This window comes from Streptomyces natalensis ATCC 27448 (assembly GCF_000935125.1).
GTDB lineage: Bacteria > Actinomycetota > Actinomycetes > Streptomycetales > Streptomycetaceae > Streptomyces > Streptomyces natalensis.
The window spans coordinates 55,467-70,518 of record NZ_JRKI01000061.1; the positions used below are offsets into that span (position 1 = coordinate 55,467).

A 15,052-nucleotide genomic window follows, 5' to 3' on the forward strand; every position below is an offset into this window, starting at 1 on the left:
GATTCGGCGGGCTCCGGCATCCGAGGTTACGGCACCGGTATGTCGATAGGCACATCGCGCTCCAGCGGCCCCTCGAAAGAGAACGGCCGGACGCCTCCAAACGCCGCGGAGGTGTCCGGCCGTCGCCAAACCCGAATTTCGGTCGATGCCGTCAGGTCAGTTTCACCGGATTCACGACATCGGCCACCAGCACCAGCAGCGTGAAGCAGATGAAGATCCCGGCGACGACGTAGGCCACCGGCATCAGCTTGGCGACGTCGAAGGGGCCGGGGTCGGGCCGCCGGAAGACCCGGGCGAAGGAGCGGCGGATCGCCTCCCAGACGGCGCCGGCGATATGCCCGCCGTCCAGCGGGAGCAGCGGCAGCATGTTGAACAGGAACAGCGAGAGGTTGAAGCCGGCGACCAGGAAGAGCATGGTCGCCACCCGCTGCTCCGGCGGGATGTGCAGGGAGAAGACCTCGCCGCCGACCCGGGCCGCGCCGACCACGCCCATCGGGGAGTCCTGCTTGCGCTCGCCGCCGTTGAACGCGGCGTTCCACAGGTCCGGGATCTTGCCGGGCAGCTGGACCAGCGAGGAGACGCCCTGCTGGACCATGCTGCCCATACGGTCCACGGACTGGCCGAAGGACTGCTGGACGACGCCGCTGGCGGGGGTGAAGCCGAGGAATCCGGCGGTGACGAACTGGCCGGGGACGTAACCGCCGTGCCCGTCCGTCTTGGCGACCTTGTTCTCTATCAGGTCGGCGTGCAGCGTCCTGCGCGCGCCGTGCCGCTCGACGACGAGGGTGGCGGGCCCGGTGGTGTCGCGGATCTGGCTCTGGAGGGTGTTCCAGTCCGGTACGGCGTGCCCGTTGAACGTGACGATCTTGTCGCCGGCCCGCAGGCCCGCGGCCTTGGCCGGGGAGTCCTTGGCGCCGGAGGGGCATTTGTCGGTCTTGGCGGCCGCGGAGATCACGCAGTCCGAGACGGAGCCGACCTGGGTGGTCTGGGTGTTGATGCCGAAGCCCATCAGCACGCTCATGAAGATCACGACCGCGAGGATCAGGTTCATGAACGGCCCGGCGAACATCACGATGATGCGCTTCCAGGGCTTACGGGTGTAGAAGAGCCGCTGTTCGTCGCCGGGCTGGAGCTCCTCGAAGGCCGCCGAGCGGGCGTCCTCGATCATGCCGCGGAACGGTGAGGTGGACCGGGCCTGGAGCTTTCCGTCGTCGCCGGGCGGGAACATGCCGATCATGCGGATGTAGCCGCCGAGCGGGACGGCCTTGATGCCGTACTCGGTGTCGCCCTTCTTGCGGGAGAAGAGCGTCGGCCCGAAGCCCACCATGTACTGCGGCACCCGGATGCCGAACATCTTGGCCGTGGAGAGATGGCCGAGTTCGTGCCAGGCGATGGAGAACAGCAGGCCGACGACGAAGACGACTATGCCGAGGATGGTCATCCAGGTCGTCATACGCGAGCCTCCGATGATGTCCGTGCCGCACGGGCGGCCAGTTCGCGGGCGCGGGCACGCGCCCAGGTTTCCGCCTGCAAGACGTCCGCCACGGTCAGTGAGGTTCCGTTGGCCGGTACGCCGTGTTCGGCGACCACTTCCGCGACCGTATCCACAATCCCTGTGAACGGCAGCCCGCCCGCCAGGAACGCATCGACGCACTCCTCGTTCGCGGCGTTGAAGACGGCCGGGGCGGTGCCGCCGAGGTCTCCGACGTGGCAGGCGAGGGCCACGGACGGGAAGGCCCGGGTGTCGAGCGGGAAGAACTCCCAGGTCTGGGCCTTGGTCCAGTCCACGCCCGGCGCCGCGTCCGGGACCCGCTCGGGCCAGCCCAGGCCCAGGGCGATCGGCATCCGCATGTCCGGCGGGCTGGCCTGGGCCAGGGTGGAACCGTCCGTGAACTCCACCATCGAGTGGATGTAGGACTGCGGATGGACCACGACCTCGATGCGGTCGAAGGGGACGTCGAAGAGCAGATGGGCCTCGATGACCTCCAGACCCTTGTTGACCAGGGTCGCGGAGTTGATGGTGACGACCGGGCCCATGGACCAGGTGGGGTGGGCGAGGGCCTGTGCGGGGGTCACCTCGGCCAGCTCGCGCTGCGTACGGCCGCGGAACGGGCCCCCGGAGGCGGTGACGACGAGCTTGCGGACCTCGCTGCGCTCGCCGCCGGCCAGCGCCTGGAAGAGCGCGGAGTGCTCGGAGTCGACGGGGACGATCTGGCCCGGTTCGGCGACGGCCTTGACCAGCGGGCCGCCGACGATCAGCGACTCTTTGTTGGCCAGCGCCAGCACCCGCCCGGCCTTGAGGGCGGCGAGGGTGGGGGCCAGGCCGATGGAGCCGGTGATGCCGTTGAGGACGGTGTGGCAGGGCGAGGCGGCCAGATCCGTGGCGGCGTCGGGGCCCGCCAGGATCTCGGGCAGCGGCTCCCCCGCTCCGTAGCGGGCGGCCAGCGCCTCGCGCAGCGCGGGGACGACGTCCTCCCGGGCAACCGCGACGGCCGCGACCCGCAGCTGGTGCGCCTGGTCGGCGAGCAGGTCCACCCGGCCGCCGGCCGCGGAGAGCGCGGTGACCCTGAAGCGGCCGGGGTTGCGCAGGACGATGTCGATCGCCTGCGTGCCGATCGAACCGGTCGAGCCGAGGATCACGATGTCGCGCGGGCCCGCCGGCTCGGTGGCGGCCGGTTCGTACCGCAGGTGCGGATGTGCGAGGGAGTCCGTCATGCCGTCCATTGTTGCCGGTCGGCGCGGCTCCTCGTACGGGGGACCCGGAGGCCGCCCGTACGAGGCCGGGGCGCCTTACCTCACGGGACGGGGCGGCGGACTGAGTCCTTGGTGCTGGGGCCGGGGGTGGCGTCCGCGATCCAGAGGCCGTCGCCGCTGGGGTCGATGACGCCCTCCTCCAGCCAGGTGTAGCTGCCGTCAAGGACCCGGGAGACGATCTTGCGGTCGAGGTCGTCGGTGTTGGTCCACAGCCGGCCGAACAGCTCCTCGATGCGCAGACGCGACTGGCGGCAGAAGGCGTCGGCGAGCTGATGTGCCTCGCGGCCGTGCTCGCCGGACATCCTCAGATGCTCGGCGCGGACACAGGCCGCGCTCATCGCGAACAGCTCGGCGCCGATGTCGACGATCCGGCCGAGGAAGCCCTGTTTGGTCTCCATCCGGCCCTGCCAGCGGGACATCGCGTAGAAGGTGCAGCGGGCTAGCTTGCGCGAGGCCCGTTCTGCATAGCGCAGATGCCCGGCGAGTTCGCCGAACTCCTGGTAGGTGCGCGGCAGTTGGCCCCGTCCGGTGACGAGCTGGGGCAGCCAGCGGGCGTAGAAGCCGCCGGCCCTGGCCGCGGCCCGGCCCTTGTCGGCCAGCGAGGTGTCGGGGTCGATGAGCGCGCCGGCGACGGAGAGATGGGCGTCGACGGCCTCGCGGGCGATCAGCAGATGCATGATCTCCGTGGAGCCCTCGAAGATCCGGTTGATGCGCATATCGCGCAGCACCTGCTCGGTGGGGACGGCGCGTTCGCCGCGGGCGGCGAGCGATGCGGCGGTCTCGAAGCCGCGGCCGCCGCGGATCTGGACGAGTTCGTCGGCCATCCGCCAGCCCATCTCGGAGCCGTAGAGCTTGGCCAGGGCGGCCTCGATACGGATGTCGTTGCGGCTCTCGTCGGCCATCTGGGAGGCGAGGTCGACGACGGCCTCCAGGGCGAAGGTGGTGGCGGCGATGAAGGCCACCTTGCCGCCGACGGCCTCGTGTTTCGCGATGGACTTGCCCCACTGCTCGCGTGCCGTGGACCATTCGCGGGCGATTTTCAGACACCACTTGCCGACGCCGGCGCACATCGCGGGCAGCGAGAGACGGCCGGTGTTGAGGGTGGTCAGGGCGATCTTGAGACCGGCGCCCTCGGGGCCGATGCGGTTCGCGGCGGGGACGCGGACCTGGTGGAAGCGGGTGACGCCGTTCTCCAGGCCGCGCAGGCCCATGAAGGCGTTGCGGTTCTCGACGGTGATGCCGGGTGAGTCGGCCTCGACGACGAAGGCGGTGATACCGCCCTGGTGCCCCTCGGAGGCGGGCACCCGCGCCATGACGACCAGCAGGTCGGCGACCACACCGTTGGTGGTCCACAGCTTCACGCCGTCCAGAACGTAGTTCTCGCCGTCGGGTACGGCGGCGGTGGCCAGGCGGGCCGGGTCGGAGCCGACGTCCGGTTCGGTGAGCAGGAACGCGGAGATGGCGCTGCGGGCGCAGCGCGGCAGGAAGGCGTCCTTCTGCTCCTGGGTGCCGAAGAGTTTGAGCGGCTGCGGGACGCCGATGGACTGGTGGGCGGAGAGCAGGGCGCCGATGGCGGGGCTGGCGGATCCGGCCAGGGCCAGGGCGCGGTTGTAGTAGACCTGGGTCAGGCCGAGGCCGCCGTACTTGGTGTCGATCTTCATGCCGAGCGCGCCGATCTCCTTGAGGCCCTGGAGGGTCTCGTCGGGGATCTTGGCCTCGCGTTCGATGCGGGCGCTGTCGACCTTCGTTTCGCAGAAGGCGCGCAGGGTGGCCAGAAACTTCTCGCCGCGCCGGACGTCGTCCACCGCCGGGGTGGGGTGCGGATGGATGAGGTCGAGCCTGAAGCGCCCCAGGAACAGTTCCTTGGCGAAGCTGGGCTTGCGCCAGTCCTGCTCACGGGCCGCCTCGGCGACCTGCCGCGCTTCGCGCTCGGAAACCTTGCGGATGGACGGAGCCGTCATCAGGAGCTCACCTCGCCGCGGTCGGGAGTGCTGCACCGAGGGCCGGGGGCGGCCGTCGGACGGTGCTACTTGTGAGGGTTACCCGATCCGAGGGGGTTGCACCAGTGGTGCCGCGGGGAAGCGGCGAGCGGGCGGATGCGTATGCGCCATGGGCCGTCCGGGGTACGGCCTCGGCCACCCGGGGGCGGGCCGTATCGGCCATTCGGGGGGCCGGGCGGGGGAGGGACGCGGCGCGCTCCGGAACGGGGGTGTCCGGAGCGCGCCGCGGCCGGGCCGGCGCCGGGGGGTGCGCCGGCCGGAGCCCGGACGGCAGTACGGCCCAAGGGATGGCCGTCGCTGTCCACCGGTCCGGGCCGGTCCGGTGCGGCGGGGAGCAGGCCCGCCGCCGAGACCCGTCTAGAGGGCCAGTCCGGTCAGGACCAGTACGCGCTCATAGGTGTAGTCGTCCATCGCGTAGCGCACGCCCTCGCGGCCCACACCGGACTGCTTGGCGCCGCCGTACGGCATCTGGTCGGCGCGGTAGGACGGCACATCGCCGATGATCACGCCGCCGACCTCCAGGGCGCGGTGGGCGCGGAAGGCGGTCTGCGTGTCGTGGGTGAAGACACCGGCCTGGAGGCCGTACTTGGAGTCGTTGACCGCGGCGAACGCCTCGGCCTCGCCGTCGACCTTCTTGATGGTCAGCACCGGGCCGAAGACCTCTTCACAGGCCAGGGTGGTGTCGGCGGGCACGTCGGCCAGGACGGTCGGCGCGTAGGAGGCACCGTCGCGCTTGCCGCCGGCGAGCAGCTTGGCGCCGCGCTCGACGGCCTCGTCCACCCAGGACTCCACGCGCTTGGCCGCGGCCTCGTTGACCAGCGGGCCGACCTCGGTGGCGTCGTCGGAGGGGTCACCGGTGACCTGGGCGTTGACCGCCGCGACGATCTTGGGGACCAGGCGGTCGTAGACGGAGGCGTCGGCGATGACGCGCTGCACCGAGATGCAGGACTGGCCGCCCTGGTAGTTGGAGAAGGTGGCGATCCGCTGCGCCGCCCAGTCCAGGTCCGCCTCGGAGGACCAGTCGGGCAGGACGACGGCCGCGCCGTTGCCGCCGAGCTCCAGGGTGCAGTGCTTGCGCGGCACCGAGTCGAGGATGTCGTAGCCGACCTTCTCGGAGCCGGTGAAGGAGATGACGGGCAGCCGCTCGTCCTTGACCAGGGCCGGCATCGCCTCGTTGCCCACCGGGAGGATCGACCAGGAGCCGGCCGGCAGGTCGGTGCCGTCCAGCAGCTCGCCGATGATCAGGCCGGAGAGCGGGGTGGCCGGGGCGGGCTTGAGGATGATCGGGACGCCGGCCGCGATGGCCGGGGCGATCTTGTGCGCACACAGGTTCAGCGGGAAGTTGAACGGGGCGATGCCCAGGACCGTGCCGCGCGGGAAGCGGCGGGTCAGGGCGAGGCGGCCGGCGCCGCCCGCGTCGGTGTCCAGGCGCTGGGCCTCGCCGCCGTTGAAGCGGCGGGCCTCCTCGGCCGCGAAGCGGAAGACGGAGACGGCCCGGCCGACCTCGCCGCGCGCCCACTTCATCGGCTTGCCGTTCTCCGCGGAGATCAGCTGCGCGATCTCCTCGGTGCGCTCCACCAGCTGCCGGCCGACGTGGTCGAGGGCGGCGGCCCGCACATGGGCGGGGGTCGCGGCGAGCTCGTCCTGGACGGCGACGGAGGCCGCGATGGCCTCCTCGACCTGGGCCTCGGTGGGGATGCTCACCGTGCCGACGAGACGTCCGTCCCAGGGGGAGGTGACGTCGAAGGTGGCGTCGCCGGTGGTCTTGCGGCCGGCGAGCCAGAAGGCGGTGGGGGCTGCAGAGTTCGGCACAGTAATCCCGGCCCTTCCGAAGTGGTGGAGTGGTGCATGGAGTTCCGTGAGCGGCTCGGTGAGCGCTCCGTGCCTCCACGGTAGGGGCGGGGCGGCCGGGTGGCGTTTGTCCGAACCGTAGCAATCGGTGGGCGTGTCCCTCCGGGATGGAGGGGGCGGTGGGGCGGCGGGCCCCTTTCGCACCCCGGGCGGCGCCGAGGTCGGGCGGCTCGTTCCCCGGACAGCTCGTCCCCAAGCGGCTCACTCCTCGGGCGGCGCCGAGGTCGCCTTGAGCGCCAGCCACAGCTCCATCCGCACATCCGCATCGTCCAGCGAGCGGCCCAGGATCTCCTCCACCCGCCGCATCCGGTAGCGCAGCGTATGGCGGTGGACGCCCAGGTCGGCGGCGGCCGCGTCCCACTGGCCGTGCCGGGCGAGCCAGGCCCGCAGCGACGCCACCAGATCGCCGCGCCCGGTCGCATCGTGCTCCCGCAGCGCCCGCAGCAGCCCGTCGGCGAAGGCCCGTACGGCGTCGTCGGCCAGCAGCGGCAGCACCGACCCCGCCGCCACGTCCTCGTGCTCGACCAGGGTGCGGCCGCGGCGCCGGGCGACGTGGAGGGCCGCTTCGGCCTGGCGGTAGGCGGTGGCCGCGGCCGTCGGGCCGGCCGGGGCGGACAGTCCCACGGCCAGCTGCTCGGTGCGGCCCGTCGCGCCGCGGACCGGGCGGGCGCCGTTGCGGGGCTGCGTTCCGGCGCGGGCCTGGGCCGCGGCGGCGAAGGCGGCGCAGGCGTCCGCGGCGGCGCCGCCGTCCGCGACCAGCACGATCAGCCGGCTGCCGTCCGGTACGGCGAGCACCGCCTCGCCGGTGCGGGCGGCGGCCGAGTCCATCGCATCGGCGAGCGCCTCCAGGACGGCCGGTGTGCCGCCCTGCCCCTGCGGGGCGGCCGCCTGATCGTCGGCCGGGACCGGCTCGGCCACCACCACCCGGAACGGGGCGTCCAGCAGCCCGCCGTAGAGCCGGCCGGCCACCGCCCGGGCATGGTCCGGCTCCCCGGCGAGCAGCATCTTGAGCACCGCGGCGCCCAGGCGCTGCTCGGCGTCCTGGAGGGCACGGGAGCGTTCGGTGGTGAGGGTGAGCAGCGCCACGGCGGAGTGCACGGCGTAGCGCTCGGCGGTGCCCAGCGGCGCCGCGGTGCCCACCGCCAGCACCCCGCGCGCCCGCCGGCCCGTACCGAGCGACTGGAGCTCCACCCGGTCGTCGCCGTCCGTGTCGCTCACCACGGAACTGGCGGGTGCGGGACGCTCGCGCAGCCGCGCCACGTCCTCGGCCAGCCGGGCCGCGCGGCGGGCCGCCCAGTCCGGTGCGGCGGCCACCACGGCTCCCGACGCGTCGTACAGCGCCGCCCATCCGTCCAGGTGAGCGGCCAGCCGCGCCAGCAGCTCGGCCGGGCCCTCGGCGCTGAGCGCCGCCCGGGTCAGCTCCCGCTGCGCCTCGAATCCGGCGGTCACCGCCCGGTACTGGTCGGCGGCGACCGCGGCCGAGACCGCCTTGCTGATGGCGATGAACGGCGTCCGGCGCGGCACCCCCAGCAACGGCAGCCCCTCCTGCCGCGCCGCCTGCACCAGCGCCTCGGGCACCTCCTCGTAGTTCACCCCGACGGCGAAGCCGAGCCCGATCACCCCCGCCTGCGCCACCCTGCGCACATACCGCCGGGTGGCCTCCGGGTCCTGCGCGTCCAGTTTGAGCGCGGTGATCAGCAGCAGCTCCCCGCCCTCCATGTAGGGCACCGGATCGATCAGCTCACTGGCATGCGCCCAGCGCACCGGCACGTCCAGCCCGTCCTGCCCCGCGAGCACGGTCAGCTTGAGCGCGGTGTGGTTGACCAGGGAAGCCAGGGTGTGGGGCATAGGACCTTCGATGACGACGGGGACCCGGCCGGGGCGGCGGGGGTGTTCGGCGGGAACTTTTGCGCCGTCCCGTACGAACGGCCGCTTTCGATTCTGCCTCAGCGGAGGAATCCGGGGGCACCGTGCGGGCGGATTGCGGGGGGATTGCCGGGCGGGGATTGCCGGGCGGGCGGGCCGACGAGGACCCGGGCGCCCCGCGGGCTCCCGGCCGAACGGCCCGGCGGCGGGCGAGCAGCCCGCGCCGCCCCTCACCCCCGCCCCTCACCCCCGCAGATCCACCAGTACCGGCGGCGCATGCTCCCCCTTGACCGACGTCACCGACAGCACCGCATGCCCCGCCGGTACGGAGTTGGCCAGGTCGGAGGCGGACCAGCGCTCCCGCTCCACCGTACGTACGGTGACGGCCTTGGCGGTGGCCGCCTTGCCCGTGACCAGCTGCCGGAAGATGTGGAACGCCTTGCCCGCGGCGCTCACCGCGATGATCTGACGGTCCGTCACATCGCGGGTCTCCACCCACTCCTTGCCCCACACCTCGGCGAACCGCGCGCCGTCCCAGGTCGTCACCCCCGCGAACGCCATCCGGCAGCCGACCGCACCGAGCAGCGCGCTGCGCAGCCCCTCGGGGACGTCGTCCAGCGAGCGCAGCGTGAGCACCACGCCGGCATGGGCCGAGCGCAGCCGCTGGAGGCCGCGCAGCGCTTCGGCGGTGATGGTGTGCGCCGCCTCGTCGAGCACCAGACAGGCGAACAGCGAACGGTCGCTGCGGGCCACCGCACATTCCGTGAACTGCGCCAGCACCAGCCGCGCCAGGATCCGCGAGGCTTCCGCATGGCCCCGCTCGGGCAGCTCGATCCGCACCCGCAGAGGGTGGTCGAGGGCGCGCAGCGACACCTGCCGGGTACTCCCCGTGGGGTCGAAGAAGTCGGCGAAGGCGGGCCGGTCGAGCAGCGCGATACGGTCGGCGAGCAGCACCCCCACATCACCGGCCCGCTCCAACTGCCGGGCCCGCGCGTCCAGTTCACGCAGCAGCGCCTGCTCCCGCCGCTCCTCCAGCGCGGCCCGCAGCGCCCCCATCGCCTCCGGCGCCCCGTCCAGCAGCTCCCGCAGCTCGGCAACGGTGGGAAACCGTCCGTACGCCGCCCGGAACGGCCCGAGCAACTGCCCCAGCGCCGTCGCGGCCCGCCGACTGTCCCCACCCGGCAACTGCCCCGCCAGATCCCCCACCAACGCCTCGGCAAGAATCCCGGCCGCCTCGTCGGGGTCGGTGGTACCGCCGTAGAGGTCGAGGTCGCATTCGGGGCCGGGGCGGCCGATCCTGACCACCACGTCGAACGCGTCGTCCGGACCGAGGTCCGAACCGGCCGGCCCGACAGCGATCACCGCGCTCTGTCCCGCCAGCGCCTGGAGGCACATCGCCTCCACGACGGGCCGCACCACCCGGGTGCTCTTGCCGCTGCCCGCGGGGCCGACGGCCAGCAGGGAGGTGCCGAGCACCCCCGGTTCCAACGCGCAGCCGACGCCCCGGTGCCGATACGGGTTGCGTTCGTGGTCGGCGGCGGTACCGATCCGCACCTGCCCGGCGAGCAGATCGTGCTCGGCGCTCCGGCGGGCCAGATCGCGCCGCCCCGAGGGGTGCGCGCAGGCCGCGGCGCCCTGCCGGAGCACGGTGTCGGTGAAGGAAGCGAGGGGCGTGCCGCCGGACCGTACCGCGCGCCAGGCGTGGCCGATCCGGGCCACGTCCACATCGGTCATCCGCCCGGCGCGGGCCTCCTCGGCGAGCTTGTCGGCGGCGTCGGCGGCGCCGTGGGTCCGCAGCTCGGGCCATTGGGCGGGGTCGGCCGCCGGTTGGGGCTTGGGGGCCGGGGCGCGGGGGCGCAGGTGCCGGACGAGCGGGGTCAGGAAGCGGCGCGCGAGTTCGGGCCAGCGGCCGAGGCGGCCGAAAACCATGACCAGGAGGGCGAGGAACAGGCCGTAGTAGAGGTAGCTGGCCCAGACATAGGCCATCGGGTCGGTGCCGTCGCGCCAGGAGTCGGGCGTCAGGAGCACCAGCGGCCACATCCAGTAGCTTCCGAGATACCCGTTCCACAGCAGCGACCACAGCAGCCACCCGCACAGGAACGAGATCAGCGCGCCGCTGATCAGCTGCCGCAAGGGGATCCGCTCGGGCTCCTCGGCAGGACGGGGGCGGTGTCCGTACGTCCAGACGCCCGGCGCCGCCGCCGGCCGGGGGGTCCGCAGCCAGCCCAGCAGGGGCGGCTCGGCGGCGCCGGGCACTGCCGCGGGCGGGGCGGGCGGCGCGCTCGGCCGGGGCGGTGCCCCCGGCGGCGTGGCCGGCCGCGGGATGTGTGCGGAGCGGGTGTTTTGTGCGTCCTGCGTGCCCTCGGTGTCCATCCGGTGCCCTTGTCCCCCTCGCGCCAAGACCCTGCTGCCGCCGTTCAATCTACTGTCCCCGCCCCCTCCGCTATGTCCGGTGCGGACAACGCAACACGCGCACTTCTCCCGAACGGAACATGCCCGCACCGGTCCACCGGCCCTAACCTGCGAGAACAAGACCTCTGTACAACACCTCTGTACGTCCCCGTTCGACCCCAGGAGACTGCCATGACCGAACTGTCCGGAGGCCCGGCCCTCCCCCAGGAGCGTCGCGTCGTCACCGCGATCCCCGGCCCGAAGTCGCAGGAGCTGTGGGCCCGTAAGCAGGAGACCGTGGCCAGTGGTGTCGGTGCGGTGCTGCCCGTGTTCGTCAAGCGCGCCGGCGGCGGTGTCCTGGAGGACGTGGACGGCAACTCGCTGATCGACTTCGGTTCCGGTATCGCGGTGACCTCGGTCGGCAACAGCGCCGAGGCCGTGGTGCGCCGCGCCGCCGCGCAGCTGGCCGACTTCACCCACACCTGTGCGATGGTCACGCCGTACGAGCCGTACATCGAGGTCTGTGAGGCGCTGGCCGAGCTGACCCCGGGCGACCACAAGAAGAAGTCGGCGCTGTTCAACTCCGGTGCGGAGGCCGTCGAGAACGCGGTCAAGATCGCGCGGGCGTACACCAAGCGACAGGCCGTTGTGGTCTTCGACCACGGGTACCACGGCCGGACGAACCTGACGATGGCGCTGACGTCGAAGAACATGCCGTACAAGCACGGCTTCGGCCCGTTCGCGCCCGAGGTGTACCGGGTACCGCTGGCCTACCCCTACCGCTGGCTGACCGGCCCGGAGAACTGCGCGCAGGAGGCCGCCGACCAGGCCATCTCGCAGATCACCAAGCAGGTCGGCGCGGAGAACGTCGCGGCGATCATCATCGAGCCGCTGCTCGGCGAGGGCGGTTTCATCGAGCCGGCCAAGGGCTTCCTCCCGGCGATCGCGAACTTCGCCAAGGAGAACGGGATCGTCTTCGTCGCCGACGAGATCCAGTCGGGCTTCTGCCGTACGGGCCAGTGGTTCGCGTGTGAGGACGAGGGGATCGTTCCCGATCTCATCACGACGGCGAAGGGTATTGCGGGCGGTCTGCCGCTGGCCGCGGTCACCGGCCGCGCGGAGATCATGGACGCCGCGCACGCGGGCGGCCTGGGCGGCACCTACGGCGGTAACCCGGTGGCCTGCGCCGCCGCGCTCGGCGCCATCGAGACCGCGCGGGAGCTGGACCTCAACGGCAAGGCCAAGCGCATCGAGGAGGTCATGAAGGCCCGTCTGACCGCGATGCAGGAGAAGTTCGACATCATCGGCGAGGTCCGCGGCCGCGGCGCGATGATCGCGATCGAGCTGGTCAAGTCCGGTTCCAAGGAGCCCAACCCGGAGGCCACCGGCGCGCTCGCCAAGGCCTGCCACCAGGAGGGCCTGCTCGTCCTGACGACCGGTACGTACGGCAACGTGCTGCGCTTCCTGCCGCCGCTGGTGATCGGCGAGGACCTGCTGAACGAGGGCCTGGACCTCATCGAGGCGGCGTTCACCCAGCTCTGAGCCGTCAGCGGCGGATGAGTCCGGGGTGGCCCGGGATGCGGTGCAGATGCCGTGTCCCGGGCCGCGCCCGTTTTGGGGTACGTGCGGATGCGTACCCCGCGTACGCCGCCGCGTGAAGAAGATGTGGGGGGCGAATGGCGGCCCCGTGATGCGGCTGTCGGGTGTGCTGCCGTTGCCGTACGGTTTCTGCAGATGAGAGAAACACCCCGCTCGCAGGGGACTGCGGGCGACGCCCGGTCGGCGCTTCCCCGGCTCCGATCAGGCCGTGCCCTCGCGCACACCACCGGAACCCCTGGCACTGGCGCAGGGGGCTCCGGGAATCCTCACCGATCGGATGCCCGCCCGTCCCACACCCCCCGGGGCGCGCGGGACACCGGTCGACCCGGCCGCCTCGGAACCACCCCCCCTGTTCCGAGGCGGCCTTCCCCTTTCTGCACGCCGTTCCTGGTAGGGACCCTCTGCGCGCTCGCGTTCGCCGTGATCAGCGGGCAGGTGGCCGGTGCGGGGCCGCTGCGTGCGGCCGACGAGCGGGTGGGAAGTGCCCTCGCGGGCAGCGCGATTCCCCGGGGGCTCGCGGAATTCTTCGCCGATCTCGGCAATACGGCCGTCGCGCTGCCGGTGGTGCTGGTGGTGGCGGGGTGGGCGGCCTGGCGGGTGGGGCGCGGGCGCCGGCGGCCGTCGCGGGATGCGGAAGCCGGCGGTCCGGTGCGGTGGTGGCTGCCGCCGCTCGCCGCCGCGCTGACCCTGGCCGCGCTGCCCGCGCTGGTCGTCCCGCTCAAGCTGTGGTTCGCCCGGCCGGGGCCGCCGCAGATGGGCGCGGATGCGCACGAGGGCTTCTATCCGTCGGGGCACGGCGCCACGGCAGCGGTCGCCTACGGGCTGGCCGCGCTGCTGGTGATCCGGGCGGGGGCGGGACGGCGACGGGGCCGGGGCCTGCTGGTGGCGGCGGCGGTCCTGCTCAACGCGGGTGTCGGGCTCGGGCTGGTGCGCCGCGGGTACCACTGGCCGCTGGATGTGCTGGGCAGTTGGTGTCTGGCCGGGGTGCTGCTGGCGGTGTGGTGGGCGGTGTGCGCACGGTGGGCGGGGGACGACGCGCCATCGGGGGGCGACGCGCCACGGACTCCGTAGACACGCCCTGCCCCGGTGACGTTCGCGGCACGAGAGGGGCGGGCAACTCCCGGTTGCCCGCCCCCCGTTGCACCGCCGTCGGTCAGCTGTCGAAGCCGAGGCCCAGCTTGTCCATGGCCTTCAGCCACAGGTTGCGGCGCCCGCCGTGCGTATCGGCGCGGGTCATCGACCACTGGGTGATGCCGATACCGGCCCAGCGCAGCGGCTCGGGCGGGAAGGGCAGGGGCTTGGAGCGGACCATCTCCAGCTCGGTGCGCTCGGTGCGCTCGCCGGCGAGCAGATCGAGCATCACCTCCGCGCCGAAGCGGGTGGCGCCGACGCCCAGTCCCGTATAGCCCGCGGCATAGGCGACCCGGCCCGCGTGTGCGGTGCCGAAGAAGGCGGAGAAGCGGGCGCAGGTGTCGATGGCGCCGCCCCAGGTGTGGGTGAAGCGCAGGCCCTCCAGCTGCGGGAAGCAGCGGAAGAAATGCCGGGCGAGCTTTTCGTAGGTGGCGGGGTGGTGGTCGTACTCGGCCCGTACGCCGCCGCCGTAGCGGTAGACGATGTCGTAACCGCCCCACAGGATGCGGTTGTCGGCGGTGATGCGGAAGTAGTGGAAGTGGTTGTTGGAGTCCGAGAGGCCCTGGCGGTTCTTCCAGCCGATGGCGGCGAGTTGCTCCTCGTTGAGCGGCTCGGTCATCAGGGCGTGGTCGTAGACCGGGACGATGTACGGGCGGACCCGCTTGACCAGGGACGGGAAGGCGTTGGTGCCCAGGGCGACGTGGCGGGCGAAGATCCGGCCGTAGGGGGTGCGGACGGCCATGCCCAGGCCGTCGGAGGACAGGGCGGTGGCGCGGGTGCGCTCGTAGATGCGGACGCCGTAGCCCAGGCACGCCTGCTTGAGGCCCCAGGCGAGCTTGGCCGGGTTGAGCATGGCGACGCCGTCGCGGTCCCACAGGCCGGCGCGGAAGGTGGGCGAGTCGACCTCGGCGCGCAGTTCGTCCTGGTCGAGGAAGCGGTGGCGGGTCAGGCCCAGTTCGGCGGCCTCCTCGGCGGCCTCCTTGAGCTCGGCGATCTGGTGGGGTTCGGTGGCGATGTCGATCTCGCCGGTGCGCTCGAAGGCGCAGTCGATGTGGTAGCGGGCGACGGCGTGCTCGATGGCGTCGAGGTTCTTGATGCCGAGTGCTTCGAGCGTGGCGAGTTCGCCGGGCCAGCGGGCCAGGCCGTTGCCGAGGCCGTGGGTCAGGGAGGCGGCGCAGAAGCCGCCGTTGCGCCCGGAGGCGGCCCAGCCGACCTCGGCGCCCTCGATCAGGACGACATCGCGCTGAGGGTCGCGTTCCTTGGCGATCAGCGCCGTCCACAGTCCCGAGTAGCCGCCGCCGACGACCAGCAGATCGCAGGTCTCGTCGCCGACCAGGGCGGGTTCGGCGGCCGGCCGGCCGGGGTCGGCCAGCCAGAACGGGGTCGGTTCGGCGTCGGCGAGCGCATGGACGGGGTCCACCGACCCGTACGGCATGGCAGCTCGTGCCATGGTTCTCAGC

General features: G+C 72.6%; 9 protein-coding genes. 2 read left to right on the forward strand and 7 right to left on the reverse strand.

From position 1 onward, the window contains the following. Window positions 1-151: 151 nt before the first annotated feature. The 6 genes from SNA_RS30995 to SNA_RS31020 all read right to left on the reverse strand — a co-directional run bounded on the left by SNA_RS30995 (window position 152) and on the right by SNA_RS31020 (window position 10,844). A complete protein-coding gene (locus SNA_RS30995; RefSeq protein WP_030071577.1) occupies window positions 152-1,453 on the reverse strand; it encodes a M50 family metallopeptidase in 1,302 nt (433 codons plus the stop codon). After that, on the reverse strand, window positions 1,450-2,715 hold the full coding sequence (gene dxr / locus SNA_RS31000) for a 1-deoxy-D-xylulose-5-phosphate reductoisomerase (protein ID WP_044368270.1): 1,266 nt from the start codon (window positions 2,713-2,715) through the stop codon (window positions 1,450-1,452). Before dxr ends, SNA_RS30995 begins: the two co-directional genes overlap by 4 nt. A gap of 80 nt (window positions 2,716-2,795) precedes the next feature. Continuing rightward, on the reverse strand, window positions 2,796-4,715 hold the full coding sequence (locus SNA_RS31005) for an acyl-CoA dehydrogenase family protein (protein WP_044367854.1): 1,920 nt from the start codon (window positions 4,713-4,715) through the stop codon (window positions 2,796-2,798). Between the two features lie 396 nt (window positions 4,716-5,111). Continuing rightward, complete coding sequence (locus SNA_RS31010) at window positions 5,112-6,566, reverse strand: aldehyde dehydrogenase family protein (RefSeq protein ID WP_198535165.1); 1,455 nt, start codon at window positions 6,564-6,566, stop codon at window positions 5,112-5,114. A 240-nt stretch (window positions 6,567-6,806) separates the two neighbouring features. Next, entirely contained in the window at window positions 6,807-8,453 is a 1,647-nt protein-coding gene (locus SNA_RS31015) for a PucR family transcriptional regulator (protein ID WP_044367857.1), read from the reverse strand. A 261-nt stretch (window positions 8,454-8,714) separates the two neighbouring features. Beyond that, window positions 8,715-10,844: a type IV secretory system conjugative DNA transfer family protein gene (locus SNA_RS31020; protein WP_030063987.1), complete on the reverse strand. Its 2,130-nt coding sequence runs from the start codon at window positions 10,842-10,844 to the stop codon at window positions 8,715-8,717. A gap of 210 nt (window positions 10,845-11,054) precedes the next feature. On the opposite strand from SNA_RS31020, the gene gabT reads away from it, so the two are divergent. Together gabT and SNA_RS31030 are read left to right on the forward strand one after the other, a co-directional pair. Next, the gene (gene gabT / locus SNA_RS31025; protein WP_030063986.1) at window positions 11,055-12,404 is read left to right on the forward strand and encodes a 4-aminobutyrate--2-oxoglutarate transaminase; all 1,350 of its coding nucleotides are present in this window, start codon (window positions 11,055-11,057) and stop codon (window positions 12,402-12,404) included. A gap of 477 nt (window positions 12,405-12,881) precedes the next feature. Further along, window positions 12,882-13,532 carry a phosphatase PAP2 family protein gene (locus SNA_RS31030; RefSeq protein ID WP_338059837.1) on the forward strand — a complete coding sequence of 217 codons (651 nt, stop codon included), beginning with the start codon at window positions 12,882-12,884 and terminating at the stop codon, window positions 13,530-13,532. A gap of 82 nt (window positions 13,533-13,614) precedes the next feature. Here SNA_RS31030 and SNA_RS31035 read toward each other — a convergent pair whose 3' ends face one another. Next, a complete protein-coding gene (locus SNA_RS31035; protein WP_044367859.1) occupies window positions 13,615-15,042 on the reverse strand; it encodes an NAD(P)/FAD-dependent oxidoreductase in 1,428 nt (475 codons plus the stop codon). Between the last annotated feature and the right edge of the window lie 10 nt (window positions 15,043-15,052).